This window comes from Microbulbifer variabilis (assembly GCF_023716485.1).
Lineage (GTDB): Bacteria > Pseudomonadota > Gammaproteobacteria > Pseudomonadales > Cellvibrionaceae > Microbulbifer > Microbulbifer variabilis_B.
Window position 1 is genome coordinate 1,287,402 of record NZ_CP092418.1, and the last position, 25,677, is coordinate 1,313,078.

Consider the following 25,677-nt stretch of genomic DNA (forward strand, 5'->3'; position numbering starts at 1 on the left):
TGTTTAAGCCCAGGCTGGTATAATCAATGCATGAATGTTAAAACGTTGGGTTCAAGGAGTCACAGTATATGACTCAATTGAGGTAGAGGTTCTTACTCTCCAGAGTGAACAGTGACGCGACCATAAAGTCACAGCATCAAAAATAATAAGCAACGGTAGCCTGAATACACTGAATTTTAATAGGTATGGTATGTACGAGGGCAATGGTCACCGCTAGTGAAAGCTACCCTAGGAAATTATTCCGTCTTTACCCAAAAGTAGCGTCTCTCAAGTTCTGGGGTTGCGATTTCAATACCCTTAATACGAGAAACGAGATCTCGAGCTTATTTCATCGTTTCTGAAAAAAATCTTAGATAAGTTGAAATTATCCCTTTGAGTGATGGCATGTTTGGATAGCCAACCGGCACAATCGGATTCTTGGTTGGCGTCTTAAGTATATATACTGATTCTAAGATTAACACTTGGGAGACAATTTGATGGAAGCGGCACTTATCACAGGAGCCTCTGGTGGTATTGGTCTGGAGTTGGCCAAGATACATGCGGCTAAAGGTGGCAACCTGGTTCTGGTTGCTCGGTCTGAAGGGAAGCTTTTATCACTCAAGCAGCAGTTGGAGAAAGAGTTTGGTGTCCAAGCAATGGTAATTGCTGAAGATCTATCTGACCCGTTGTCCGCACAGAGAATTTTTGAGCGAACCCAAGGTGAAAATGTGAAGGTTGGTACCCTGATCAACAATGCGGGTTTTGGTGGTCATGGCCTTTTTTATCAGCGGGACTTGGAAGCTGAGCAGAGTATGATGCAGGTAAATATGATTTCCCTTACCAATCTCACCCATCTGTATTTAAAGGGTATGGTTGCCCGAAATAGCGGGCATATCCTTAATGTCTCATCTACAGCCTCTTTTATTCCCGGCCCTTTACAGGCGGTTTACTACGCAACTAAAGCCTATGTAACTTCATTCAGCCAGGCACTGGCTGAGGAGCTGAACGGCACAGGTGTGACAGTTACCGCTTTGTGCCCCGGCGCTGTTGCAACAGGATTCGTCGCGGCAGGTGATCTTCAGGGTGTCGATATTTGGAAGAATGCCCGCTCAGCTGAGTCTGTTGCCAGATGTGGTTATCAGGCCATGGAGCGTGGCGATCTAGTTGCTTTCAATGAGACGCGGCTAAAGTTGTTTCTGAATTGGATAATGCCTTTATTGCCTCGTAAAATGCTACTGAAGTTTTCCCGTCAGACGATGGAAAAGTCTTAATTGTAGGAAGGCCCGGTAATGATCAGGCGTGCAGCTAAATTTTTGGTACCTCCCAGCTGGAAGTTGATATTACACGATATGAATATCGATACAGCGCTGGCTCTGGCCTATGCCGGGTTACCTGCGGATTTATTACAGCGGGAGTCTGTGACACTGACTCCGGTGGAATATTTCCGCTTCTGGTGTGGTATTGACCAGGCTTCGAAGGATAAGCCACTGCCGCTCTTGTTGGCAGAGCATCTTACGGCTGAAACATTTGATCCCCCTGTGTTTGCGAGCCTTTGCAGTGAAAACCTGAATCAAGCTTTATTGCGGATACAGCAGTACAAACCATTGATTGGACCAATGGAATTGCACTTGGATATTACTGATAAGTACACAAGGCTTAATTTAGAGTGCTATGGCAGTGATGAAATTATCCCCACAGCTTTGGGATTGAGTGAATTAATTTTCTATATCCGCCTGGCTCGATTGGGAACCCGGGATAAAATTCAACCTTTGGAATTGGCTCTACCGCAGTTACCGGAAGATCAAACGCCTTATCAGATGTTCTTTGGTTGCTCAATTAAGAAATCAGACCGGGTGAGAATTTGCTTCTCAGCACAAGATGCACAAAAACCGTTTCTGACTGCTAATGCCCCTATGTGGGATTTCTTTGAAGGTAAATTGAGTCAACAGCTAAAGGATCTGGGCAGCGAAGCCACAATGGGAGAGCGGGTGGGGTCCGTGTTAATGGAGTTATTGCCGGCTGGTGAGAGCTCTATCGAGGCTGTATCTGAACGTTTAATGATCAGCAAAAGAACTTTACAGAGAAAACTTGGGGAGGAAAATCACACTTTTCAGTCTGTCTTACAGGAGATTAGGGTAAGCTTGGCTGATCACTATCTCTCTAAGTCTAATCTCCATCTGGGAGAAATTTCCTTTATGCTAGGGTTTAAGGAGCCTAATTCATTTATACGCGCTTACCGAGGGTGGAAAGGGGTGACACCTCTTCAATATCGGAATTCGATTTATTGATCAGATTTATCTTTGGTTTTAGTGCTGCTACTAGGTTGAAGGTAAATTAAACTGGGCCCTAGCGGTGTAGTTAAATATGCTTCTTCATGGTCAGTATAAAGTCGTAGGTCTATTTAAATACTCTACTATAAGGTCAGTTGGGAGTTTGGGGCGGACAGCTAGGTAATCTCAATATAAGTTAGGATACTTACTCTTAAAATTGTTCACGGCCTCAATGGTGTAAGGAGTGGCAACTCCTACTTTACGGCCTAATTTAATAATAAAACCATTCAAATAGGAAAGCTCAGTAACTTTATTTTCTCTAGCATCCTGGTAGGTTGAAGTATAATGATCCAGATTTTTGGCTTGTTGGGTGAGTTTTTTCCACATATCTTGTTTGTCTTGATTGATCTCAATCTCTTTTGAGAGAACTTCGTAGGATTCATAAAGTACATTTTTCATGTGCTTGGTTATTTTGTCGTCTGCAAAAAGCTCCCTGAGGGTTCTTGAATAGGTGGCTGAAAATATATTTGTTGTGCAATTGAAAATAGTCTTTTCAACACGATGCTGTACTATGTTGCTAGTTGTTTTGGTCTCGATAAGTGAGTCTTTGAACAGCTGCAGTAAGCTTTCTGAATATTTGTCATTTCCAACGAGGAATCCAGAGCCTTTAGTATGCTTCAGTTTGTTGTTGCTCAGATTGAAGCCGTCATATACCAAAACGCTCGTGAAGTTTTTCTGATAAGTGTGTTCAAACTCTGAGATATCAAAAAGGCAGTTTTGTAACAGAATAATAATTTTTGATTTTGGGCTTGTCTTGCTTAAATTGATGAGGTTTTTCTTTAGGTCATAGATTTTGCATGTTAAAAAAACAAAGTCATAGGTTGATTGAGTGCTGATCTCTTTTGAGGTGGGCGGGAAGTCATATCTCTTAGAGTTGATGAGGAGGTGTTCTCCAATTCTATCCGCTTTTCTACCTATGACATCTACATGATAGTTTGCCCGAAAAAATTTTGCCGCTAGGTATGATCCAATGGAGCCTGCTCCGAGTATTAATATTTTTCCTTTTTTCATAAAGTTCGTTCAGGATTTTCTTGTTACCTATTTGGCTGGTCGATCTGCAAAAATAATCCCATTATCTGGGTTTACTTCCAAGGCTCGGAGCTCGCCCTGGTAAACTGCTTGAATCTTCCAGCGCCCCCCCACGAAGCGCATACTGGTTATAGGCTTAAATCCAAGACTGTAGAGTTTTGCCCTAATAGTCGATGGATCTAGAGCAATAACCGAAGGCGTTGCTCCGTAAAGATCGGGGCTATCGTAGATTGGGGCGGGTTTGTTAGGGTCTATCCCTGGGGGAATGGGGTTTGTCAAATTACTAACGAGCATGACCGTTACAATAAAACTCACACGAGGCTCCACACTACAACCAAGCCATGTTTTTAGTGTGGACAGTGGATGATCATTACGCCAGTGATTTTAATTAAATGTTTGAATGAATCGAAAATAATAACCCGGCGTATGGGTTCGCCGGGTTATTATTTTTACATGCGGTTATGCTTTCCAGTACCCAATTTTATCGGGTCATCTTGAGCATAAGGTTCAATAGTTTATTGGAAAGTTTTCCATAGGGGGGGCGCATTAATTTCAATAGGTCGATTGGTCCCTGTTGGTAGATGGGGCGCAATTTGGAGAAGGTAAGGAAGCCTTCGTAACCGTGGTAATGACCCATGCCACTTTCCCCAACCCCTCCAAATGGAATATCGTGCTGTCCAACATGTAATACACAGTTATTTATCGACACACCACCAGACATAATTTGCTCAATATAGCGATTTTGCAGGTTCTTATCGTTCGTGTAGGGATAAATTGCCAGTGGTCGTGGCTGAGCATTGATATAGTCAATGACTTCTTCAGGCCTTGAGTAGGTCATAATTGGCAGAAGAGGGCCAAAAATTTCCCGCTGCATTGCCAGCATGTCCCGATTTACGTTGATTAATAGATGGGGAGGGAACTTTCGCAGGCTGTCATTTCGTTTGAGTTCTCCGGCACTCAGGTCGTAAACCTTAGCCCCCTTATCGACGGCATCATCCAGTGTTTTCCATAGTCGCTGGTAGGCTGCGTTGTCAATAATGGAGGTATAGTCAGGGCTCTGCCAATTGGGGAAGTGCTTTTTTATTACCCGCTTGGCATGCTCAATAAAGGTATCCAGTTGGTTCTCAGGGATGAAGAGATAATCTACATTGACACATATTTGCCCGGCATTGACCATTTTCCAGTGGATCAGACGCTCCGCAGCTTTTTCGATGGGAAAATCGGGGGCGATGATCGCGGGGGACTTCCCTCCAAGCTCTAGCGTAACTGGAGTCAGGTTTTCTGCAGCGGAGCGCATCACGGCCCGCCCGGTAGTGCTGGAGCCGGTGAAAATTAGGTGGTCAAATTTTAGGCTGGAAAATAGTGGACCTATTTCACCATAGTCAGCAATAAAAGAGAGTTTCTCCTCTGGAAAATACTTGGGGCTAACCTCTTTTAACAACTCAGCAAGCCGACAGGAGTTGGTAGACATCTTTACCATTGCGTGATTGCCTGCGGCAAAGATATTGGTTAGAGGTGAAAAGCTAAGGTTAATGGGGAAGTTCCACGGCACGATTACCCCAACTACTCCCAGGGGTTGAGGTACTACAGTATTTTTTGACAGGGGGTAGGCTTTGAAGTCGATATGGCGCCGCCTTGGCTTCATCCATTTCTTGATATTCTTTATGGCATCCTTGATGCCGGAAAGGGCAGGATATATCTCCAATAGCAGGGTTTCTTCCCGCGAGCGATTGCCGTAGTCACAGCATATGGCTTCAATGATGGCTTCCTGCTGTTCACGCAGCATTCGTGCCAGGGTTTTTAGATCTTGAACACGCTGCTGATAGCTGGGAACAGGGTTGGCGTGATGGGCTCGGCGCTGGTTGTCTAGTTGGTTCTGGAGTAGCGCCTTGTCTGCATCCTGCCGAGTAAGCGTCTGGATGGTCATTTTATTATCCTTTGGCGTTTGTCTTAGACCAGACTAACGCATTCATCCTCGCGGTGCTTGACCAATTACGTCAGTGAATAGACATAATCACTGTGGTTACGTGAGTTGCCACCACATTGGTAAAAACTGTGATGAATTCAGGCCCTCCCCGGAGTATCCCTAATCCGGGGAGGGCTGGTAGGAATGATCGCAGACTACATGAGTCAGCTGTTATCGGGTTTTTCGGATTGGACCTCTGCTGAATTAGGATCCACAATCAGGTCGTATTTCTGATCGCCCTTGTAGGCCTCCACTTTCCAGCGTCCTCTTTCCAGGTCTACCTCCACAATAGGGGTGTACCCCTGTTGCTCTAACTTTGTGAGCACCATAGAGAGTGCCATAGCCCCGGGAGGGGGTTTCTCGTCGGCGATGGCGACTTGTAGCGTGGTTGCGGCGATTAGTGCCAGCAACATTCTGCTGAAGAACTTCATTTTTCACTACCTCGCTTGCGGACCCGGTTGAAAAATTGACCGGGTAATAGAAGGTTTACATCTCGCTTTTACTCAGCAAGATACTTGGCCTTTTGATTGCCTTACAGGCCCTGGTCACCGGGGTGACTGAGACGTTTCTGAACTGCTAGACACCACTCCGGGCTGCCGGGCTTTACATCGGCCAGGTTGCCGCCCGTCAGCTTGGTGATTGCATCAAACCACTCTGCACTGCCAATGGGGGGTAGACCTGATGGGTACATTTTTTTCAGGTCGCCATCTTGTTGGGCCATCACTTGCCGCTGTACCCAGGTAAACCAGCCCGGTGTACAAATGGTTTCACTACCCGAAGCGGTAGCCTGTAGTTGATTGGTGGGGTCTTCCGCCGTGCTGCTCGCGTTTCGCTTAATCGGCTGTTTCATTGCCTCGCTGGCTGTTTGACCAGTGGTTACTTCACTACCCGATGATTGGGCCTTATGTGGCTCGCCCTTGCGGTCGCAGCCGGATAAGGCAAAAACCAGAGCGAGTGGCAGAATAAGGTAATGCATAGAGACTCTGCAGGTGACTAGCTTGAATCTAAGCATAGGAGGGATTTTGCGACTTTGCTGGGTATAGAAGTTCCAGGTTGACATTAATACCTTTCCAAATGAGAATGCTTCTCAAATTAACCCCAGGGTGATAGGACTCCCATGTTTACCAGATCTCTATTTCAAAAAGCGATTGCAACTGTTGGTTTGATTGGTGCCATTGGGGCCAATGCCGCTGAGCAAGTAAATATTTACTCCTACCGACAACCTTTCCTGATTGAGCCGATCTTGCAGGAGTTCACCGAGAAAACCGGTATTGAGACCAAAGTGGTCTACGCCAGCAAAGGCTTGAACGAGCGTTTGCAAAGGGAAGGGCGCAACAGCCCTGCCGACCTGGTTCTGACTTCCAATACCAGTAGTCTGATGGACCTGCTTAATAAGCAGCTGACCCAACCGGTTAGTAGTGAAATCCTGGAAGACAATATCCCGGCGCAATTCCGTGATAAGGCCGGCAACTGGTTCGGCCTGACAACCCGAGCGCGTTTAATCTACGCCTCCAAAGACCGCGTTAAACCCGGTGAAATCACTCGCTACGAAGAGCTGGTAGACCCCAAGTGGAAGGGCCGAATCTGTACCCGCAGCGGCAAGCACCCCTACACCCTGTCCTTGATCGCCTCCATGATCGCCCATCACGGTGAAGCAGAAACTAAAGAGTGGTTGCAAGGCGTGAAAGCGAATCTGGCGCGTAAGCCGCAGGGCAATGACCGTGCACAGGTGAAAGCCATTAGCGAAGGTGTCTGCGACCTCTCCCTGGGTAACAGCTACTACTTCGGTAAAATGATCACCAACAAGGAGCAGCCGGAGCAGGTGGATTGGGCCAAGTCAGTCAACCTGATCTTCCCTAACCAGAAGGATCGCGGTACCCATATGTTTATTTCCGGCGCGGCGCTGACCAAGCATGCCCCCAACCGTGAAAATGCCGTTAAGCTGCTGGAATTCCTCAGTGGTGCCGATGCTCAATACGCTTACGCTGAGAAAAATTTTGAGTTCCCTGTACGCCCCGGTACTGCTCGCTCTGAGTTGATCAAGGAATATATGGGTGAGTTTAAAGAAGACGATCTGAGCCTCACGGAAATCGGTTCCTACGTTCCGGCGGCTTCCCGTATGGTTGATGAAGTACGCTTTGACTTTTAGAATGATTAACTGAATGGGAGTTGCTGCCGAGTAAATTGACAGCACTATCTCAGCCTTATTCGAACGGCCCTGTCGAGAGACCAGGGCCGTTCTTTTATAATGAGCTTTTGATTTTTTAATTCATGCTAAACCGAGCGAATTTATCAGCGTCCCGCTGGCTGCTACTGGTAGCTACTATTTCCCTACTGGTAGCCCTGCCAGTGCTATCTATCTTTTGGTTGGCATTTTTCCCTGAAGAAAATATCTGGCCGCACCTGTTAGACACGGTGCTGTTTCACTATGTGTCCTCCACATTGATTCTGGCTGGTGGTGTCGGTTTAGTAACGTTGATAGCTGGCGTTGGCAGCGCTTGGCTGGTGAGTATGTGCCAGTTCCCCGGGCGCCGGTTGTTCGAGTGGGCGTTGCTACTGCCGTTTGCAGTTCCCGCCTATGTGATTGCCTACGTCTATACAGATTTGCTGGAGTACGCGGGCCCAGTGCAAAAGTCTTTGCGGGCTTGGTTTGGTTGGCAGACGGCCAGGGATTACTGGTTCCCTGAGATCCGCAGTATGGGTGGGGCGATTGCCATGCTGTCACTGGTGCTCTTCCCCTATGTGTATATGCTCTCGCGCGCGGCCTTTATCGAACAGTGCGGCAGTATACGTGCCGCGAGCCGGTCATTGGGCTGCACGCCCTGGCAGAGCTTCTTGCGCGTATCCCTGCCAATGGCACGCCCGGCAATTGCGGTGGGCTTGTCACTGGTGCTGATGGAGACCCTGAATGACTTCGGCACTGTCGACTTCTTTGCGGTGCGCACCTTGAGTGTTGGGATTTACGATACCTGGCTGAGCCGCGGTAATTTAGGGGGGGCGGCACAAATTGCCTGTAGCACCCTGATTTTTGTTGTTCTGTTAATTACGTTGGAGCGAATGGGGCGGGCGAGGCAGAAGCACTTTGTACAGTCGCCAAATTCCCAGCGTGAACGTTATGTATTGTGCGGTTGGCGGGCTGGTGTAGCCCTGTTGTTCTGTGGGTTACTGTTGGTGGCCGGTTTTATTATTCCCCTGCTGGTTCTGGGTGGATACGCACTTAGTAACTTTTCCAGCTATTGGAGCGAAGATTTTATACAGATCGCCAGCAATAGCTTGTTACTGTCTATTGCAGCAGCACTGGTCTCTGTACTGCTGGGCTTGCTGTTGGCTTACGGTAAGCGACTGCAACCCAAAAGGCCCGTACGGCTCTTGGTCGGCTTTTCCAAGCTGGGTTATGCAATGCCCGGGGCGGTATTGGCGATTGGAGTCCTGATTCCACTGGCCGCATTTGATAATGCCGTCGACGCTTTTTTACGTGAGCACTTCGATATCTCCATAGGGCTACTGTTAAGCGGCAGTATTTTTGCCATTATTTTTGCCTACACGGTGCGCTTCCTGGCGGTATCTACGGGGGCCATAGAATCCAGCCTGGAGAAGGTAACCCCATCAATGGATAGGGCTGCCCGCTCTCTGGGGCGCAATAGCTGGCAAACCCTGTGGGCCGTGCACCTCCCCTTGGTGCGTACAGGGCTGCTAACGGGTGGCTTGGTGGTCTTTGTGGATTGTATGAAAGAACTGCCGGCGACTTTGCTTCTGCGCCCCTTCGGCTTTGACACCCTGGCGACTTATGTTTACCAGTTTGCTTCTGATGAGATGCTGGAACGCTCGGCCCTGGGGGCTTTATTGATTGTCCTGGTAGGATTAATCCCGGTGATTTTGTTGAGCCGTTCCATTGGGTGGCGCAGAGGTGAGGAGCGCACAGCCCTGGCGAGCTCTGAAGCGCCCGCCCTGTCTTGATAGCTGCTATCGGGCCTGGTCAAACACCAGCGCAGAGGAGAGACGTAGGGGGAGTTTATCACCGGGAGCCGCTTGAACATTGGCATTCAAAGCGGCCTCGACAGTTTCCCCTGCGGCTAACTGAAAGCGATAGCTCACTTGATTGCCGAGAAAATTCTTTTCCACAACCTGAGCCATAACCGCACCGGGATGTTCGCCTGCGGCAATATCCTCACTGCGCACAAACAGTTCGAGCCTATCTCCACTTTCGTATGCAGCTGTTGGCATATTTACTTCCCCTAATGGGGTGCTGATAAGGTCTTTGCCCAGGACAGTGCCGGAGATAATGCTCCCTTCACTAACGATTCTCGCAACTGCCAAATTCTTTGGCTTCTGATAAGTATCCTGTGGGCTGTCCCACTGCTGTAATTGACCTTGGCTGAGTACTCCCAGCTTGTCTCCAGCAATAAAGGCCTCGTGGCGGTCGTGGGTAACAATAATCGCAGGGATCTTCTCTTCGCGCAGTATATGGCGGACTTCGGCGGCGAGACTGCGGCGCAGCTCGGTATCCAGGTTAGAGAAGGGTTCATCCAGCAGCAACAACTTGGGGTGCGGTGCCAGTGCCCGAGCCAGAGCGACACGCTGCTGCTGACCACCGGATAGTTGGTGCGGATACTGTTGCCCAAAACCTTTCAGGCGTACTAGCTGTAGCAACGACTGGGTACGAGATTGCCGTTGGCCTTTCGGCATTGACTGGATACCGAAGGCAATATTTTGCTCAACGGTGAGGTGTGGGAAGAGGGCATAGTCCTGAAATACCACCCCAATTTTCCGCTGCTCCGCTGGAACCTTTACTTTGGGAGAAGAGATTACTTCTCCAGACAGTTGAATATTCCCTGTAACGACTGGCTGAAATCCAGCGATAGCGTGCAGCAGGGTTGTTTTGCCGCAGCCGCTGGGGCCCAATAAGCAGGCAATCTCCCCGGCCTGTAAAGCCAAGGAAACTGATTCGATAACCACCTGCTCGCCGTAGCGGCACTGCAGGTTTTCTATGGAGAGTATGGGGTGCACAGGTTTTCCGGTAATTTGGCTTTTAAACACTTCGGGCAGCGTTCGGGTGTAGTTGCTGATCATAGTTATCACTAAGCTAACCGGCAACTAGTCCCGTGTGAAGCATACTATTAGCAGCCCTGCGAAGGCTTCTTTTAGTTGGAGCAAAGCTGGGTGTTTTTTAAGCAGTAAATACTCACTCTAAACCTCATAGGCTAATTTATTCTTTCTCATAGATAATAAGATCTCGTCTATCTCAGAATCACAGTGACCAGCTAAATAGAATCGATATCTAACTGTAAAATAAGCCGACCCAAATCAGATGATACCATCAGCCTCGGCATAGAGATCTTGAGCCGCGTAATGCTTGTTAGTAAAGGTTTACTTTAGTGCTTTACTTTACTGCCAACCATGTTGATCGTTTTTAGAGCTTCCTCCGAGCAATCGCTTAAAAAGCTCAGAAAAAATACCTGCAACGATATCCTCTTTGTTCATAGAGTCTTTTTCTCGTAGCTTCTCTGCCTTTCTGTCCAGCTGTTTGGCCATGGAATAATTATTGTTTACTCTGGCGTCTTCAGCCTGTGCTTCTAGTTCATTAGCTTTGGCATTTCTGTCATATATGTTAGCGGTAGAAACACATCCGGAAATAAATATAACTGACAGAGTGAAAAACAATCTTTTCATGCTGGGTGAAACAAATTCGAGATTCATAATATTTTAATGGCCGGTGTTGGCTTGTATAGTGTTGTCAGCACTATACCATAGTCTGATGCAGTAACGCGTTATGTGATGTTGAAAGCAAGAATCAGGTCAAAAGCATCGCGGTCTTAGCTCCTTAAAAAACTCCTTGGAGGTCTTTCCCTTTGCGCTGCAGCCAAGTTAGCTTTATCCCTAAAATCATAATGTTTGTTTTTTAATGTTTGTTTTATGGTTGTTTATTAATAGAAAATAAATCCATAAGGTCGATAGTGCAGCAAAGAAACACCAGGTTGATATCCATGTTTCACGTTGAGTAAAGAAAGTGATAGCACCAAATAGCATGACAAGTGCCCAAAACTTCCTAAATAGACGATTGCTCGATAATAAAAATAAAACACCAAGCGAGGCATAGATGATATCTCGTACTATAACGGATAACAGTCCGCCACCGGACACTTCATAGCATAGGCTATGTCCACATACACTTGTTTTTATTAAATGCCTTGGCCCTGTTTCTAATAGGACAGGTATCCATAGGTATAAACCAAAAACAAAACCTATTATGATAAATATAGTGAAAAAAATTCTTTTCCATTTTTTTGTTTCAAGGCTATAAGCTACAATAGGTATCCAAGTAAGCCAAAAGAAGAAGGCAAAAAATAAAAATAAAATAGAAGAAAGCGTCATCAGTGATATTATGTTCTCGTTGTACCCAATCCATACCGCTCCTTCAATTGCTTGTTGTAACGCAAAAAGGATAGGGGTAATCGCGAGTAATAAATAGGTTTTATCATTTTTCATAACGTGTCTTGTGCACAAAGCACCGCCAACAAGAAGGACAGTTGCTGATCCGAATGATGCTGTGGCTGAAAAACACATAGTGGTTTTCTCTGTATGTAAAATATTGTCATTTAAGCCAGAGGCTTAAAGCTTGATGAACTATATAACAATAGCCTTAACCTAAAAAATTGGTTGAAATTCGCTAATTTGTACTAAGCTTTTGAATTTTTCTGGAAGGCCTAAGTCAATTTCAACCCTTCGTTTTACCCTGTGGGTGAGATCGAAAACACCATCAAAGGGGCATCGAGTTTACCTATGAAATTTGATGCTTATGTAGATAAAGTCTATGTCGACTGTGGGCAACAAGCCAGTTTGACACCTCTAAGTCAGTTGCAGCGTTTTACTCAGTTATTAACGTTGGTCATCGTTTTGACCTTTGCGTCGGGGGTTTCCTATTGCACACTAAAGCAATAATGCTCCCACAAACACTAATTGTATTGGAGGTATTATTCTTATCGGTACTTTCTGGTCATTTACTTTACGCGCATAAAGAGGGGGTCACCAATCATCTTGTGACAGCGAAGTTATTGGGCAGGGTTAAGGTGGTTAGCGATGGCTCAGTCAACTGTACCTTGTCCAAGAAGACAGGAAAATCCGCTGAAATTTAGTTGCTGTGAGCTATTTTACCCTATTAACGGCACCTTGGGTTTAGGCGTGGATGTCACGGTTAAGCCTATCTGCGGTAAATAAGAACTGGCGGTCATATGTTATTACCCTCATAAATTTGGACGTCCCTATCACACTGATATAATCGTGAGTTTTAGACTCATTTCGGATGCTGAGATCACGGTGAACACTTACTACTATTTGAGTCACTGTTTGCCCGTATTATTGATCATACTAGAACGACCAGAGGGTAAAGAATGTCCTCATCTAGATAGCTAGACGGAGGCTCAAAGGGCAGATGCCTTATTACTTGTGATTATTAAGTTTTTGGAAATGGCCACAATCCCTGCACTTAATACCATGTTGGTAGAAAAATAGAGGCATACCCAAGAGTAGGAAGACCAAAAATGCGGGCTTTTTTCCCTTGGTAAATGGCTCAATATTTCGTGAAGAGCAGGACTCACATTTCCTTTCCCCATCACACCCTAATTCTTGGTCTACAAGATTGGAACGGTCTTGATTAAGGATTTCATGGGCTTTATCAAGGTCGCTTTCCGACACTTGAAGCCTTACTCCACCCATAGCATTAGAATATAGCCACTGCATATTGACTGTGTGCTCATCTGCAATGAAGGCGCTTATTCCTTCAGACTCAAGTCTTGCTTTTGCAATCTGGGCTTCATATGGAAATGAGAATCTAGCAACGGTTACTAGCAAGTGATCACCTTAGCGCTTAACGAGGGTATAGAAAAAAACACCTAAATTTTTGTATGGTTATTTTACGAAAAAATAGCCTACTTACCAGTGAAAACTAAATCAGACTACACAAAGAATCCTCATTTCAGGAAATTCATCATATTCCTCCCATTCAGCATTCATGCGATGTATGTGTAGAGAAGTGAGCGTAGATTCTTATTCATTGAAAACGATTCCAGCTTAAAGATCAAATAGGCTATTACTGCCAATGTTTCTTGGGCAAAGCGAACATATACGATAGCAGCCGATATTAAAGGTAAATCGGTAAGTCAAATTCTTCATGGAAGAGCTACGCAGCCCCTTTTTATAGCCTTAATCGTGTTGATAACTTCTTCAGATTTATCCATCATGAATTTTGTTCTTGGTAAGAAATAACATCGCAATCAGACGCGGCTTACTTTGTGTGCTTTTTGAGCGTAAATAGCAGTGCAGTTACTATACAAGAGATACACAAAGCAAGATGTCAGCTGAATTGCTCTGTCAAGTGCCGCGGTTGGCTCGCTTATACTTTTCCTGGTACTCGCGGCGCTGCTTGGTAACTTCATACAATACAATCCCAGAAGTTGTTCCAAGGTTTAAGCTTTCTATCATTCCAAACATTGGAATAGATACGCAGAAATCGCTACTTTTGACTGCAAGATCACTGATACCTCTAGATTCGTTACCAAACCATACTGCTAATCTTGGCTGAGTGTAATCGGCCTCATGCAATATAAAGTTGTCTTCTCCTTTTACATGAGGAGAGGTAACAATCGAGGTAAATCTGTTGTTCGCCAAATGATCCAGGCATTCTTCGGTACTATCAAATCGCTTTACAAAGCTCCATTTGATTGCTGAGACAGACGGTTTTGAGAGTGATTTCCTTTCTCTCATTTCCTGCCATTCATCAGGCAATGAGTTGCGTGGATCAATAATATAGGTTTTTTCGACGCCTAAAGCATTGACGTTTCGAATGACTGTTCCTATGTTCTTCATATCCATCGGGTATTCAAGAACACATATTAGATTTTTACAGCGATAAGGCTTAATTTGATTGGCTCTTTTTCGAGTGCCGCTTTTATCAACTTCCATCTTCTTGAAGATCTCAGATAATTTATTCAGACCTAACGTTGCCAGCATAGGTAGCCGAAGTGGGACGTTGTTTGTAGCATAATAGGGATGCAGGTCCTTGCACAAGAAGGTGTATAGCTTTGGGCGTTGATTGGACTCTTTTGTTAAGGTTATTCACAAATTACGGTCCCGGCATTATATGGAGTAAAACTGAAAGTACATTTATCTGATATGCATTGCTCAATGAGATATGAGTCCTGCCCACAACCATTTCCTATATAGCTCACATAATAATGGCACTCATTGGTCACTGTGCCGTCACATTTGCTAACTTCAATACTTTCACCATCATAGTTATACCGTGACACATAGGAGAGATATTGCAATGCAATGGTTCTTGTAACTGAATACTCCACTCCCGAAGATTCAATTTGAACCTGAAACTTTGGCTCCGGCTTTCTCTGCTCTTTGGTACTTGTACAGCCTGAAAGCAACAATACAATTGTTATCAATATCGTTATACATGGCCGTCTTATCGTCAGCAGAGGCCAGAAGGACTGGAACAAACTGCCTGTGTTTGTATAGTTGTTTTTGTCCGATTCTGATGTTGAAAATCCTTTTCGCTAACGGGTATATTGAGACCTACTTACGTCATCCACCGACAGCCCTTTGGACTCAAAATATTCGATGACGTTATTGGCCAAATCCTGCTGATCTTCCACCAACAAAATTGAACTTGTATTCAGCCTCCGTTCCTTAACAGGGCCCCAACGGAAAACTTTAAACTGCTACGATTGGTTATCATGCCAGCGCTGCACACTACCAATGCACTGACGAGTAAAGTAGTGATGATCCATAACCAATCTGGCTTGTAATTGATGCCAAATTGAGATTGATAGATCAATTGAGCCGTAAGGTTAGTACCTAAAATGGCCCCCACGCTAGCAATTAAAGAAGTCAGCAACCACTCAAACAGGCTTAGTTTACCGCAGGCAAGGCGTGACTGGCCAAAGCTGATCAGTAAAGCGTTCTTTTTACGCTCATCAGCTTCATAGCCTTTGACCGACGCACTGATCACCAGCAGTGCCAGTAAAATAATCATCAAACTAAATCCAGATACCAGCTTAATCACCATCGACAAAGTATCATCAAAGCGTTGCGTCAATTCGCGCACCGAGATTAACCGCAATGATGGGTGACGCTGCCAAAGCTCTGCCAGCTGACCCCAAGCAGTGTCCGCAAGCTCAAGGCTACCCATATAAAGTGGCGGTGTTTGAAGCTGGTTCATGGTGCTTTGTGGCACATTAAACCAAAAGGTGATGGAACCTTCGCCAGGCACGTATTTATGACTGGCTTTGATTTCAAAGTTCAAAGATTGCCCCGCAACTTCAAACTGTAATTGGTCGCCGAGTTTCAACCCCATATCAGTCATGACTTCTTGCTCTACCGACACTTGTTGCCAGTCGGCATCTCGATCTTGCCAGCGTTGGCCTGTCTCAGTTTGGTTGTTGTTTGCTTGCTGAATACTGAAATGCAAGCGGACAGGCTTTTGTAAACTAGCCAAACTTTCGCTGGGGCTGGTGGCAAATTCCGCCAACGTCTGGCCATTGATATGGCTTAACTGTCCGTACCAAAACGGCTTTAATTGGCGAATGTCACTGCCAGTTTGTGCACTCCACTGGCGAATGTCTTGCACCTGTTGTTCATTGGCCTGGGTGATGATCAGATTACCATCGTGCTCGCGGGTATAGCCTTCCATGGTTTGGCCAATGTCTTTCATCAAACTCAAGGTGAACAGCAACAAGGTGGCACACATTCCAACGCCCAAAATTTGAATGGATTTGCTGAGTAAGCGCTGCTTCATCATATAAAAACCAAAAGCCATCATACCCATTGCACGGCTCGTCACCGTATGGCCCAAACTCAGCACCAACCAAGTCAATACCATCATCAGTATCAATGTGGCTGCCATAGCGGATAGCGTCATGGCCGTGAGCAGACCGTTGTCGGAGTAAACAAAAGCCACCGCAGCCACACTGATTAATGCAAATCCATAGCGAGGTAATAAGTGATTCGGACTCGACATTTGGCGAATCAACTGTGCCGGGGTTACTTTGGCCATCACTAACCAATTGGGAATTTGGAAAATTGCCAATAGAGCTAACAATAGCGCGTAACTGCTGAGTAAATCTGTCCATACCCAGGTGGTGGTTAGGTCAGCAAACTGTGTCTGCATTTGTAGCAAAATTAGGTATTCGGCCCCCCATGCCAAGGCGGTTGCCGGAATTAGCCCTGCAATGACTGTTAATAGCCATTGACCAAATGATAAAGCAAACACTTGGGGTTTATTGCTGCCCATGGCCAAACACACCGCCGCAAAACGCTGCTGGGATAACAACTGACGTCGACCGGCTTGGTCGATGGCAATGGCTGCCATCAAAAACAACAGTACCGATGCTAAGCCCACAAAATTCTCAACCCGTTGCCAAAACATTGCCAACGGATGGCCGCTGTGTTTGTCATAAAGCTGTGCAGTTACTAGCTCAGTGGTGGCCCACTGTTTTAGGGTGTTCAATTCGCTTTTATCCCCCACAAGTAAATAGCGAAAGAGGGCATTGTCGGCTTGTATCAGTGGAAGGTCATCTAGATGCACCAATGCCCGCATCGCCACCGAATGGCCTTCGAGCAGGCGGTCGGGTTCATGTTGTACCAAACCTGTGAGCTTTAATTGTCCATGTCCCATATCTAAGGGTTGGCCAAGGGTAAGCTGCAGCGAAGCAAACAATCGGCTATCGACCCAGATTTCACCGGATTTAGGCCCATGGCTCAGGGATTGCTCTTGTCCATCCGTCTCAAACGCCACTTGCACGGTGCCTTGCACTGGATAATGATCATCCACTGCTTTTAACTGCACTGCTTGCCAATGGTGATCATGGGTCAAGGTTACGTTCACCAGCTGGCTCACGCTCAACTGCTGTGCATGCTGGTGCAACTTGTTTAGTTGCGCATCGGTTAGGGCTTGATGCTGAGAAATTACCAAATCGCTGCCAAGCATTTGTTGCAAATTATTGGCCAAATAAGCCTGAATGGAACTGCTGGTCAAACTGAGTGTTAAAATGAAAAACATCAAACTTGCTTGGGTCCAGCGAATTAAGCGCGCATCCCCTTGATGGTATTGCTGGCGGAATAATTGCCACACTAATAAAATCAGCATAATGCGCCCACCCTAGACGTAGCTTGGTTGCGCGCCTTGACCGTTAATTTGCCTTGCCCCAATTGCAGTAAAGTATCGGCCTGCTGCGCTAATTCCATCGAGTGAGTGACGAGTACCAGCCCCGCGCCGCTTTGCTGACAGCAATCAAACATCAATTGCGCGATATGTTGCGCAGTTTTTTCATCTAGGTTACCCGTGGGTTCATCGGCAAAAATAAATTGCGGCTGCATGACAAAAGCACGGGCAATGGCCACCCGTTGTTGCTCACCACCACTGAGCTGCTGTGGTTTATGGTACATTCGCTCAGCTAGCCCCACTTTGTCGAGCCATAATTCGGCTGTGGTTAATGCACGTTTATCGCCTTTTAGTTTTAAAGGCAGCGCGACGTTGTTTAAGGCGTCGAGTTCGGGTAACAAATGAAACTGCTGAAAAATAAAACCTGAGATTTGACGCAGGCTCTTTAATAGCTGCGGTTTACCGCTTTTTTGGAATTGCACTTCGCCAGAAACGGGAGGTTCAAGACCCGCCATTAACAGTAATAAGCTTGATTTGCCTACTCCAGAGGGCCCCACAATGGCGTAAGACTGACCACTGTGCAGCTCAATATTTAAATCCTCAAACAGGCTGACCTGTTGTTTGGCCAAGGTAAAGCGATGGTCAATTTGCTTTAAGTGAATACTGCTAGACATGGCTAGCTCCTTTAAAGAACTGGTTGAGCAGCACTTTAAAGAAGCAGAGGTGAAATGAAGGTGAAATCAGTAGAAACAAGTTGCTAAGTTGTCAGAATACAGGTAGTGAGACTTTATGTTGTTTGATAACGCCTAGCTTATCAATGAGGGTAACGAGTCCAATAGAGGCTGCTGATCGGAACGTAGTGCATCTGCTTGTAAAATTCATTGCTTGGAACTGCCTTTGACAGTGAATTTTTTTGTTAGCTTACGATCGGTGAGTAAATTTAGGTTTTCAGCGTAGTAATTTTGATCAATAGATAACACCCAGATGGTACCAGAAAGATTAACGGTAGCTTTAAGAGGAAATGTCACCGAGAACCTCGTTAAGATTGCTTTAGCTTCAACTCCATCTTGTGGTAACGCACCAGTCAGCAGTTCTGGTTCACCAGTGCATTCAAGCTTTAAAAGTTGAGAACCTGGTTGCTGATTATAAAGCTCTGTTTCTACATCCTTTACTACGAAGCTACGATAATCCGTTCCCAGTCCTAGCCACTCAATCATATGAGTGCTTTTATCTGCACAGTCAAAACCTGAGATTTCAATGTGCTTATCTTTGTTAATGGACTCAATAGACTCTGCCAGTACCGACATACTCAATAGTGTAAATGTTATAAGTTTCAGAATCTTTAGCACGATATCTCCGTGAATTTAATGCCCGCCGCAAAGGTGAGCAATTTGTTGTGAGTCCAGCGCAAGAAGTGCGTGCATGTGCCGGCTTTCGTTAGAGAGCAAGCGCACTACTAGCACTGACATGAAACGGTTCTCCAACAACCTCAACTATTTCTGGGATAGGAAAGTTGTTACCACTACAGTCAATTTCTATGTATTCAACCATTCCTGATTTTCCAGAGAAAATTAGGATCTCTAACGTTTTACCTGCTTCTGCAAGATTAAAGTTTGCTTCAAAAATTACACGATACTTACCTGGAACTGCAATGGCCTTGATGAAATCCGGGACCAGAACTTTGAAGCTATTACATCCGCACTGACAGAACTCAGAAAACACGGCTTTGTCGAGGTGATTCTTTAGCGCTTGTGTATCAGGGAACTGACATCTCTCTAAAATGAAGTTAATCCAATCCCTTGCTCTGTATTCGTTATTCATAGTTTCTCTAACATTGGCTGCATTGTGTATCGTTAGGGTTTGTAACCTGAAAACTCCACAATTTTTCTACACGAGCCCGCTCCACAGGAATATCAAAACGCTCTAGCCAGCTATACGAAAACGGCAAAATCAATTCACAAAAATCAACCGTACTATTTTTAATTGGAAAAATGTATTTCTCGCTAATTGAAAGTTGCAAAGAATCACGACTCTGTATATTTAAGTTTCTTCCCAAATTTCCTTTAAGCCAATGCTTGACCAAAAGTTGGTACTCATACTCATCTCTTGCTTTCAGATCGTACTTTCCTGAAACCACTTGGGCAACAATAACTCTGGGTCGCTGATTCCAGAACTCCTCAATGTAAACTGGCGGATCACGCTCGGCACATTCCCAGCTGTAGCAGGTGCTGGAACAAAGAAACAAAATTATTGGTAGTAGTTTCATAGTGCCTTAACGTCCGCGGAGGCCCGCTGGGCCTTAGCATCCTGCTTGCGTTTGTTAGATTTACTCGAAGCAAATAGCATGGTTTACCATACCTAGCTCGACATTTGCCCAGCAACCACAAGGATTATTGGAGGTAGAGCACTGGCCCACGGCAAAAACGTTGCCAGCCTTACTCTCCGAAACCCTACATTCACCCTGGCATTGTGAACTACTTAGACAGGATTTTCCGGCATCCGAATAGTTAACGATGCACATTTTAGTACCGGACATACACACAGGGCGAAGCTCCCCACCAACCGCGAGGCACTGTTCTGCTATTTCAATTGCATTGAGTCTCGCAAGTTTTTCTTGCTTATCTTTAGAAAGCATCCACTGCGTCATAGCAAACAACATCAAGATTACTAAAACAACGGTTGATATTGACTTGACCATGGCAATCTAACGTCTGCAACAAACGCGAGCGTTGTGAGTCGAGGCCGATAGGCCGGTTTGTTTGCGTTTGTTAGCCAATTCTATCCACTTTAGTTTGATCTTTGATATATCCCAATTGAAATAGCTCTAAGGCAATTCTTTTAAGCTCAGATATCTCTTTTGCATTACGATCTTTTTTCGCACTAAGGATCTGATATCTCTTTTGCATCAGCTTAATGTTCTGATCATTTTTTCTGCAGTCGACGCATTTGGTACAATCGCCATCAACATAAAACCCCAGCCCTTCAAACCAGTGCTTCTGCTCGTTAGCAAAAAAAATAAACCATCGCCTGCATTGAATACAACAGCGTTCTATATCTACGTAAAACTTACGCGGAAATATTGAATAGTTCTGCCTATCAATATTTGCAGGGATAGCCGTTTCGGGGAAAACACTATCTTTATCAAGGCTCCAATGAGCAGACGCAGCCATTTCAGCCGTCATCTTGCTTCCGGAGTATATTGGCTTGGAACCATATCGTGGATGATCTACGTACTCTCTGTATCTCATTTTACGCTTCTTTGACATTAGTTTATTTGGTAAGTCTTTCACTTAGCGCCATTACGAAAAGTGTAATTACAGCTTTAAGTTTTAACCTTGCCTTGCCATTCTAGGTCCTATAACTCCTTATACAGTGGCGCTGAGGCGTCGTTTTTTTGTTATACCCTTTAGATTATTGTTGTCGAAATACCTATAAGCATTTATTGCTAGTTTTGTTTGAATGTTAAGTATCAAGGCTTCATTATTTCAAGTAATTTTTTTCTATACTTGGGGCCATACATTACAATACCAATTGGAGTGTCGTCTTGTAATGCCTCTTCTAATTTAACAGCCCATTCTGGTCCAAAGCCACCACACAACTCAATAGACTGAACACCTTCATTAACAAGTTTTACCGCTGTTTCAATAATAGAATTGTCATTTTTAGCAGAAGGGTCAAAACCAACGGTTATGAATGTGCAATGTTGATTCTCATTTATCCTGGTGTTTTCTTCAGGTGAAAAGCCAGCTGAAAAATAGAAAAAAGCCCACTTTTTCAAATTCGGCAGTGTCATATATTTCTCCAAAATAACTTTCATTCAATTACGAATGAGAATCATAGACACTTAAGGCCGAATTTAAAAGTTTTTCACAAAAACAGGTTGTGTATGGATGAGGTGGCATAACGCCGCCAACAAATGCTGAATGGTAGCGAGATCCATTCGTGTTTTTGGCGGCGATTTTACTGGGCTTTGTATGGTTGTTCTTGCCCGATTCTGATGTTGAAAATCCTTTTCGCTAACGAGGAAATTGAGCCCCACCTTCGGCGGCCACCGAAGGCCTTGTTTATCACTGTTCCCTGCCTGGCCGGTTTGTAAAAGACCGATAACAAGTATGTACGTGATAAGCACTCACTAGGCATAACTCGAATAGTCATGTGGGCCTTGAGCCCGAATAGCAAGGCGGAGATAGCTTATCTTATGGAGCCTCAAGAGATCGGTGTCGGTATTTATTCAGTAGTAAACAACTCGATATTTATGTGAGATCTACTGGCCAATTCTTTAGTGTTAACATTGCCAAAAATGGCATTAAAGATGCCATTAAACAACTACAACCTCTTAAATCTCAGAGTGTATTAATAGAGTCAACTGGAAGGCTCGAATTAGTGTTTGTTTGCGCCGCAGATAAAGCAGGATTACCTATTGTCGTTTGCAATCCGTCTCAGATAAGAAGCTTCGCTAAATCCGAAGGACGCCTCGCTAAACCGACGGGCTAGATGCAATTGATATTGCACATTCTGGTGAGGCCATGAAGCCAAGACTATCGGCGCTAAAGCCAGAAAATCTTAGGGAGATCAGTGACTTGCTGGCGGTAAGAAGTCAGTGTTTAGATATGAGCACAATGCAAAAGAATCGGCTCCTGAGAATGTAGAAATCAGTACTCAAACCTATACAGACCATTCTAAACACCATAAAGAAAGAGCTACAAGGTATCGACAAGCAACTGGATAAACTGGTTAACAGTGTGTCTGAGTGGCGGCAAAGGCGCGACATACTGTTGAGTGCTAAAGGGGTCGGAAATGTATTGGTTTATACGTTGATGAGTGAGCTTCCCGAGGTAGGAAAATTGAACCGTAAAGAAATCGCTGCACTTGGCGGTATCACCCCGATGAACCGTGATAGTGGCAGCTTCCAGGGTTAGCCCTATATTCGAGGCGGACAACATCGTGTGCGTACAGTCTTATTTTTTTCTATGATGTCGGCAATACAATGCACCCTAAATTAAAACCAATGTATGAGCGCCTAGTCGCTGTTGGTAAACCAAAATAGATGGCTTAAATAATTGACTAAGGACCATAGTCACTTGTTATGCCACTTTAACCAAGGGAGCTACATGTGCCATATAGTTTACCTTTCCCAAAGGAACCCCTTTCATCCGCATGATGTTGTAAGCAGAAACCAAATGAAAATAAAAGTTGGGGATTAGAAATTCTTGAATGTAATCCTTCCCCTTTAGCTCAAGATATTGATTTCCATCAAGGTTTATTCGCTTTAGTTCTGACAATTTTGAATCTCTTAGCTCCGAATCTTTAAGTTGAGATTTAGTTCGCTCAATTAGGTTCTTAGCTACAGTTAAGGACTCAATTTTAGGGGATAGATTATCGGATTCCTGATTTTTGCACCAAAGCGAGAAATTGTAAGGCTGATTACATGTGTAGGCGATCTGTGTGCCAAAAGGAAGCATGTCTTCAATTAGTCGAAAATCCAATATAGATTCTGACTCCTCATGGAAGTGCTGTTCAGAAATTTCAAGAATATGACCAAGAGTCGTTAGCCTAGACGAAAATAAATCGACTAAATTCTTAGTTCTTTCCTTTGACATTGTATTACCTCCTTAACAGTGGAAAATATAACGCCCAAAGCACTGGCCGGAACGTAGTTGGTTTATTTTGTGCTATTAAAGCACAAAATAAAGCGGCGCAGTGGAGGTCAAGTACATTGCTTTGTCAGTTTTTTTAATCGCAAAATGATAGCTTATTGCGTAAAACCAAACCAATAATCCCATTAGGATCTGAAGAAAGCTCGACGATTGATTGTTTGTTATCGCCGATTGGTATTCGATGACACGGATTAGACTGGATTTGATCGTTTTTCTGATATAGAAAATACAGTTGAACTGAACCCAATTCAACAGGTATCCATGAGTTATTAAATGTAAATCGATCCCCTATTTCAAAAGTACTCTTGGTTGAATTCAATACCAAGAAAGTTGAGTCGATACCTCGATTCAGATCTTGCAATCTCTCCCACGCTGGAGAGTCACGCCACTCAATAGGCTTTGCGTTATATGAGCTAATTTCATGTGTCATATCTGCGTACGCGATGCGGCCTGAGATTTTCTTAGCAATAACAATGTCAGTGGCATTATTCAAATCAACGCTTAAATTCTTATGATCATATTCAAACGAAATGGCTCGCTGAGAATAAAGGATGATTAATAAGGTTAGATATATAACTTTCATTGATCGAAGCCCGATGAAAACTAACGCCTTGCAGCAGAGGTCGGCACGTAGCGACGGTCCTGCTGACTGCGACTGTTATATTTCGTTTTTCTTGAGCTGGTTTTCAAGGCTCTTTAAATCACCCAGTACCCATACATCAGAGATTCGATCACCTTCAAAGGTAAACAAAGCACACCCATTCCAAGTTACGCGTTTATGTGATGGTAAAAAGCCCATAAACTCATCTCTATGAAATCCCGTAAAGGACATCTTTGCAAAAACCTTGTCTCCCTCTTCTACGAGATCTTCAATAATGCATTTGTAATCACCCAGCGCTTTGTGAATCATATCGACATATTCAGCGAAACCTTTGTGACCTCGCTTTTCCTGCCCCAATGATCCTCTAAAGGAGAAACTCTCATGCAGGATCGATGGCATTGCTTTCTTATCGTGGGCATCCCAAAGAACCTCATAAAATCTTCGAACTTGATCTTTATGCACTTGTCATCCTCAGAAACATAACGAAGCGGCGTGTAAGCTGTCGGGCGCCAAAGGCGCGTAGTTAATTGACTTGGTACGTCCAACAAGAGCGTGGATTAATGGGGTGAAAGTCCGCTGTAGGAGGATCACCATTTAATGGATTCCATTAAATGCTAACTACTAGCGAATGGCAACTGCAATACCGTGAGGTCTTGTGGGGAGGAAGCCGCTAGCAAAACTATGAGCTGACGAACAGAAACATCCTATAAGGCTTAGTCTGGAGACGAGGTGACCAAGGACACCGAAGTCATGTGATCTAACGGGTAGAGTAAATGATACAGTTGTGTAGTGAAAGTTCACGCTCTTATCGGGAGAGATCTGTTTAGCTTGTTGCTGTGAAGCTGACAGGCGGCCGCTGACTCATAAGTAGGCCCAACCCGCTAGCTACCATCGTGAGGAGAAAAAAATGGTGGAACACAGCGGCGTCTCGGTCAGTAATGATCAAGGTGATTAAACAGAAGTCAGCCGACGGCATAGTAGCCTAATGCCAAGAGTAATACCTTGGATACGGTGAAGGCCTGAACCCAAAATCCACGAATTAAAAGACAGGGCTAGCCTACCGATATGTTGTCAGCCGGATATAAAATTGACGTAGCACACAGCAATGACACTCAACTCAAATGAAGAGCTGCTCGACGTAATCGCTGGGTAGAAGTTCATTACGGATAGGGAACCGCCCATTGCGGACTCGCACGATGGGTGGTGTGGGGGCCGGTAGCTAGAAACTACCGGCTACCCGATTTATGTGGCATTTGGGCAAAGAACGATATGGCGAGATTTTAGCCGAGGTAGATTCCCAATATTTCAGATAATCAATTGATGGGTAGCTCATCCGAGTCAACAATATCCGTGAATCAGCCTTAGATGTGGGAGCAGTCGCTATTGCCGAATTACCTGCCCCCTTCTTGTCCCAAAGTAACCACACTCCAAATATCATAGCCAGGAAACAGAATACCCAAAGTATTACTGGGCCAGAAGCCCCCTTAAATTTAAAACCCATGGCTTCGAATTCGATTGGACCTCGAGCGATCTCCAGCAATGCAACGAGACAAAACGCTGTTATCGCTGACATGGCTATTCCTATGGTCGCGGCCGGATGTTCTTGGACCATTTGGAGAAACCAGTTGTTGGAGGTGGCGCTCCCGACAATTGACTGATAAATGAGAAAAATAAAGAAGTAGCCAGCCCAAAGCGCCGTACCTATGACAGCTGCCCAAGTTATCCACCGGCGAAGGTTCTGAATACCGTTTGTATTGGGCTCAGGCTCTTGCATTATTCTTTCCTTTAATTTCCTTAGGCATCTCCAAGATGACGATGACTATGCAAGGGGAAAATATACGGTGTTACATCTCCATTTTACTAGTTATGTTCTCAGAGAAACTAAGTATATCAATGACCGAAATATGACGTACGTGCATGCTCATCACTTTGGCGACAACTTGAGTCTG

26 protein-coding genes are annotated in these 25,677 nt (G+C 44.9%); 5 read left to right on the plus strand and 21 right to left on the minus strand.

Going from position 1 to position 25,677, the window contains the following annotated elements; genetic code table 11:
* The first annotated feature begins 476 nt into the window (after positions 1-476).
* Both MJO52_RS05650 and MJO52_RS05655 read left to right on the plus strand, forming a co-directional pair.
* Positions 477-1,250 carry an SDR family NAD(P)-dependent oxidoreductase gene (locus MJO52_RS05650; protein WP_252084972.1) on the plus strand — a complete coding sequence of 258 codons (774 nt, stop codon included), beginning with the start codon at positions 477-479 and terminating at the stop codon, positions 1,248-1,250.
* 18 nt (positions 1,251-1,268) lie between these two features.
* Positions 1,269-2,267, plus strand: a complete 999-nt coding sequence (locus MJO52_RS05655; protein ID WP_252084973.1) for a helix-turn-helix transcriptional regulator — start codon at positions 1,269-1,271, stop codon at positions 2,265-2,267.
* 168 nt (positions 2,268-2,435) lie between these two features.
* Here MJO52_RS05655 and MJO52_RS05660 read toward each other — a convergent pair whose 3' ends face one another.
* The 5 genes from MJO52_RS05660 to MJO52_RS05680 form a co-directional block, all read right to left on the minus strand.
* Positions 2,436-3,320 carry a ketopantoate reductase family protein gene (locus MJO52_RS05660; RefSeq protein ID WP_252084974.1) on the minus strand — a complete coding sequence of 295 codons (885 nt, stop codon included), beginning with the start codon at positions 3,318-3,320 and terminating at the stop codon, positions 2,436-2,438.
* 27 nt (positions 3,321-3,347) lie between these two features.
* Complete coding sequence (locus tag MJO52_RS05665) at positions 3,348-3,653, minus strand: hypothetical protein (RefSeq protein ID WP_252084975.1); 306 nt, start codon at positions 3,651-3,653, stop codon at positions 3,348-3,350.
* A gap of 166 nt (positions 3,654-3,819) precedes the next feature.
* Positions 3,820-5,265 (minus strand): coniferyl aldehyde dehydrogenase, encoded by a 1,446-nt coding sequence (locus tag MJO52_RS05670; protein WP_252084976.1) that lies wholly within the window; start codon positions 5,263-5,265, stop codon positions 3,820-3,822.
* Between the two features lie 203 nt (positions 5,266-5,468).
* Positions 5,469-5,735, minus strand: a complete 267-nt coding sequence (locus tag MJO52_RS05675) for a PepSY domain-containing protein (RefSeq protein WP_252084977.1) — start codon at positions 5,733-5,735, stop codon at positions 5,469-5,471.
* A 101-nt stretch (positions 5,736-5,836) separates the two neighbouring features.
* Complete coding sequence (locus tag MJO52_RS05680) at positions 5,837-6,280, minus strand: hypothetical protein (RefSeq protein WP_252084978.1); 444 nt, start codon at positions 6,278-6,280, stop codon at positions 5,837-5,839.
* Between the two features lie 141 nt (positions 6,281-6,421).
* Between MJO52_RS05680 and MJO52_RS05685 the strand changes: the two genes are divergently transcribed.
* Positions 6,422-7,453, plus strand: a complete 1,032-nt coding sequence (locus MJO52_RS05685) for a Fe(3+) ABC transporter substrate-binding protein (RefSeq protein ID WP_252084979.1) — start codon at positions 6,422-6,424, stop codon at positions 7,451-7,453.
* A gap of 122 nt (positions 7,454-7,575) precedes the next feature.
* Complete coding sequence (locus MJO52_RS05690; protein ID WP_252084980.1) at positions 7,576-9,261, plus strand: ABC transporter permease; 1,686 nt, start codon at positions 7,576-7,578, stop codon at positions 9,259-9,261.
* A 6-nt stretch (positions 9,262-9,267) separates the two neighbouring features.
* Here the strand turns inward: MJO52_RS05690 and MJO52_RS05695 are convergent, their stop codons facing one another.
* The 12 genes from MJO52_RS05695 to MJO52_RS05750 form a co-directional block, all read right to left on the minus strand.
* Positions 9,268-10,374, minus strand: a complete 1,107-nt coding sequence (locus MJO52_RS05695; RefSeq protein ID WP_252084981.1) for an ABC transporter ATP-binding protein — start codon at positions 10,372-10,374, stop codon at positions 9,268-9,270.
* Positions 10,375-10,689: 315 nt separating this feature from the next.
* Complete coding sequence (locus MJO52_RS05700) at positions 10,690-11,001, minus strand: hypothetical protein (protein ID WP_252084982.1); 312 nt, start codon at positions 10,999-11,001, stop codon at positions 10,690-10,692.
* Between the two features lie 186 nt (positions 11,002-11,187).
* Positions 11,188-11,868, minus strand: coding sequence for a DUF6629 family protein (locus MJO52_RS05705; protein WP_353505469.1), 681 nt, complete (start codon positions 11,866-11,868; stop codon positions 11,188-11,190).
* 873 nt (positions 11,869-12,741) lie between these two features.
* Positions 12,742-13,152 (minus strand): DUF2007 domain-containing protein, encoded by a 411-nt coding sequence (locus MJO52_RS05710; protein ID WP_252084984.1) that lies wholly within the window; start codon positions 13,150-13,152, stop codon positions 12,742-12,744.
* Positions 13,153-13,671: 519 nt separating this feature from the next.
* The gene (locus MJO52_RS05715; protein WP_252084985.1) at positions 13,672-14,262 is read right to left on the minus strand and encodes a TrmH family RNA methyltransferase; all 591 of its coding nucleotides are present in this window, start codon (positions 14,260-14,262) and stop codon (positions 13,672-13,674) included.
* A gap of 721 nt (positions 14,263-14,983) precedes the next feature.
* On the minus strand, positions 14,984-17,455 hold the full coding sequence (locus tag MJO52_RS05720; protein ID WP_252084986.1) for an ABC transporter permease: 2,472 nt from the start codon (positions 17,453-17,455) through the stop codon (positions 14,984-14,986).
* A complete protein-coding gene (locus tag MJO52_RS05725; RefSeq protein ID WP_252084987.1) occupies positions 17,449-18,144 on the minus strand; it encodes an ABC transporter ATP-binding protein in 696 nt (231 codons plus the stop codon). The genes MJO52_RS05720 and MJO52_RS05725 overlap by 7 nt, the downstream gene beginning before the upstream one ends.
* Positions 18,145-18,348: 204 nt before the next feature.
* Entirely contained in the window at positions 18,349-18,819 is a 471-nt protein-coding gene (locus tag MJO52_RS05730) for a hypothetical protein (protein ID WP_252084988.1), read from the minus strand.
* A gap of 88 nt (positions 18,820-18,907) precedes the next feature.
* Positions 18,908-19,291, minus strand: a complete 384-nt coding sequence (locus tag MJO52_RS05735) for a hypothetical protein (RefSeq protein ID WP_252084989.1) — start codon at positions 19,289-19,291, stop codon at positions 18,908-18,910.
* Between the two features lie 7 nt (positions 19,292-19,298).
* On the minus strand, positions 19,299-19,736 hold the full coding sequence (locus MJO52_RS05740) for a hypothetical protein (RefSeq protein ID WP_252084990.1): 438 nt from the start codon (positions 19,734-19,736) through the stop codon (positions 19,299-19,301).
* A gap of 502 nt (positions 19,737-20,238) precedes the next feature.
* Entirely contained in the window at positions 20,239-20,652 is a 414-nt protein-coding gene (locus tag MJO52_RS05745; protein ID WP_252084991.1) for a zinc-ribbon domain containing protein, read from the minus strand.
* 287 nt (positions 20,653-20,939) lie between these two features.
* On the minus strand, positions 20,940-21,263 hold the full coding sequence (locus tag MJO52_RS05750) for a DUF6506 family protein (protein ID WP_252084992.1): 324 nt from the start codon (positions 21,261-21,263) through the stop codon (positions 20,940-20,942).
* Positions 21,264-22,212: 949 nt separating this feature from the next.
* Between MJO52_RS05750 and MJO52_RS05755 the strand changes: the two genes are divergently transcribed.
* On the plus strand, positions 22,213-22,389 hold the full coding sequence (locus MJO52_RS05755) for a transposase (RefSeq protein WP_252084993.1): 177 nt from the start codon (positions 22,213-22,215) through the stop codon (positions 22,387-22,389).
* A 165-nt stretch (positions 22,390-22,554) separates the two neighbouring features.
* On the opposite strand, the gene MJO52_RS05760 is transcribed toward MJO52_RS05755, so the two are convergent.
* From MJO52_RS05760 to MJO52_RS05775, 4 genes are all read right to left on the minus strand, one after another.
* Positions 22,555-23,070 (minus strand): DUF1993 domain-containing protein, encoded by a 516-nt coding sequence (locus tag MJO52_RS05760; protein WP_252084994.1) that lies wholly within the window; start codon positions 23,068-23,070, stop codon positions 22,555-22,557.
* Positions 23,071-23,203: 133 nt separating this feature from the next.
* Entirely contained in the window at positions 23,204-23,710 is a 507-nt protein-coding gene (locus tag MJO52_RS05765) for a hypothetical protein (RefSeq protein ID WP_252084995.1), read from the minus strand.
* A gap of 75 nt (positions 23,711-23,785) precedes the next feature.
* Positions 23,786-24,190 carry an ester cyclase gene (locus MJO52_RS05770; RefSeq protein WP_252084996.1) on the minus strand — a complete coding sequence of 135 codons (405 nt, stop codon included), beginning with the start codon at positions 24,188-24,190 and terminating at the stop codon, positions 23,786-23,788.
* A 757-nt stretch (positions 24,191-24,947) separates the two neighbouring features.
* The gene (locus tag MJO52_RS05775) at positions 24,948-25,502 is read right to left on the minus strand and encodes a hypothetical protein (RefSeq protein ID WP_252084997.1); all 555 of its coding nucleotides are present in this window, start codon (positions 25,500-25,502) and stop codon (positions 24,948-24,950) included.
* Between the last annotated feature and the right edge of the window lie 175 nt (positions 25,503-25,677).

What these genes read in the sequence shown, in the direction of transcription:
- MJO52_RS05650 (WP_252084972.1), top strand. Translation starts at nt 477, where the DNA reads ATGGAAGCGGCACTTATCACAGGAGCCTCTGGTGGTATTGGTCTGGAG.
- MJO52_RS05655 (WP_252084973.1), top strand. Translation starts at nt 1,269, where the DNA reads ATGATCAGGCGTGCAGCTAAATTTTTGGTACCTCCCAGCTGGAAGTTG.
- MJO52_RS05660 (WP_252084974.1), bottom strand. Translation starts at nt 3,320, where the DNA reads ATGAAAAAAGGAAAAATATTAATACTCGGAGCAGGCTCCATTGGATCA.
- MJO52_RS05670 (WP_252084976.1), bottom strand. Translation starts at nt 5,265, where the DNA reads ATGACCATCCAGACGCTTACTCGGCAGGATGCAGACAAGGCGCTACTC.
- MJO52_RS05675 (WP_252084977.1), bottom strand. Translation starts at nt 5,735, where the DNA reads ATGAAGTTCTTCAGCAGAATGTTGCTGGCACTAATCGCCGCAACCACG.
- MJO52_RS05680 (WP_252084978.1), bottom strand. Translation starts at nt 6,280, where the DNA reads ATGCATTACCTTATTCTGCCACTCGCTCTGGTTTTTGCCTTATCCGGC.
- MJO52_RS05685 (WP_252084979.1), top strand. Translation starts at nt 6,422, where the DNA reads ATGTTTACCAGATCTCTATTTCAAAAAGCGATTGCAACTGTTGGTTTG.
- MJO52_RS05690 (WP_252084980.1), top strand. Translation starts at nt 7,576, where the DNA reads ATGCTAAACCGAGCGAATTTATCAGCGTCCCGCTGGCTGCTACTGGTA.
- MJO52_RS05695 (WP_252084981.1), bottom strand. Translation starts at nt 10,374, where the DNA reads ATGATCAGCAACTACACCCGAACGCTGCCCGAAGTGTTTAAAAGCCAA.
- MJO52_RS05700 (WP_252084982.1), bottom strand. Translation starts at nt 11,001, where the DNA reads ATGAATCTCGAATTTGTTTCACCCAGCATGAAAAGATTGTTTTTCACT.
- MJO52_RS05705 (WP_353505469.1), bottom strand. Translation starts at nt 11,868, where the DNA reads ATGTGTTTTTCAGCCACAGCATCATTCGGATCAGCAACTGTCCTTCTT.
- MJO52_RS05715 (WP_252084985.1), bottom strand. Translation starts at nt 14,262, where the DNA reads ATGGAAGTTGATAAAAGCGGCACTCGAAAAAGAGCCAATCAAATTAAG.
- MJO52_RS05720 (WP_252084986.1), bottom strand. Translation starts at nt 17,455, where the DNA reads ATGCTGATTTTATTAGTGTGGCAATTATTCCGCCAGCAATACCATCAA.
- MJO52_RS05725 (WP_252084987.1), bottom strand. Translation starts at nt 18,144, where the DNA reads ATGTCTAGCAGTATTCACTTAAAGCAAATTGACCATCGCTTTACCTTG.
- MJO52_RS05735 (WP_252084989.1), bottom strand. Translation starts at nt 19,291, where the DNA reads ATGAATAACGAATACAGAGCAAGGGATTGGATTAACTTCATTTTAGAG.
- MJO52_RS05740 (WP_252084990.1), bottom strand. Translation starts at nt 19,736, where the DNA reads ATGAAACTACTACCAATAATTTTGTTTCTTTGTTCCAGCACCTGCTAC.
- MJO52_RS05745 (WP_252084991.1), bottom strand. Translation starts at nt 20,652, where the DNA reads ATGACGGCTGAAATGGCTGCGTCTGCTCATTGGAGCCTTGATAAAGAT.
- MJO52_RS05750 (WP_252084992.1), bottom strand. Translation starts at nt 21,263, where the DNA reads ATGACACTGCCGAATTTGAAAAAGTGGGCTTTTTTCTATTTTTCAGCT.
- MJO52_RS05760 (WP_252084994.1), bottom strand. Translation starts at nt 23,070, where the DNA reads ATGTCAAAGGAAAGAACTAAGAATTTAGTCGATTTATTTTCGTCTAGG.
- MJO52_RS05765 (WP_252084995.1), bottom strand. Translation starts at nt 23,710, where the DNA reads ATGAAAGTTATATATCTAACCTTATTAATCATCCTTTATTCTCAGCGA.
- MJO52_RS05775 (WP_252084997.1), bottom strand. Translation starts at nt 25,502, where the DNA reads ATGCAAGAGCCTGAGCCCAATACAAACGGTATTCAGAACCTTCGCCGG.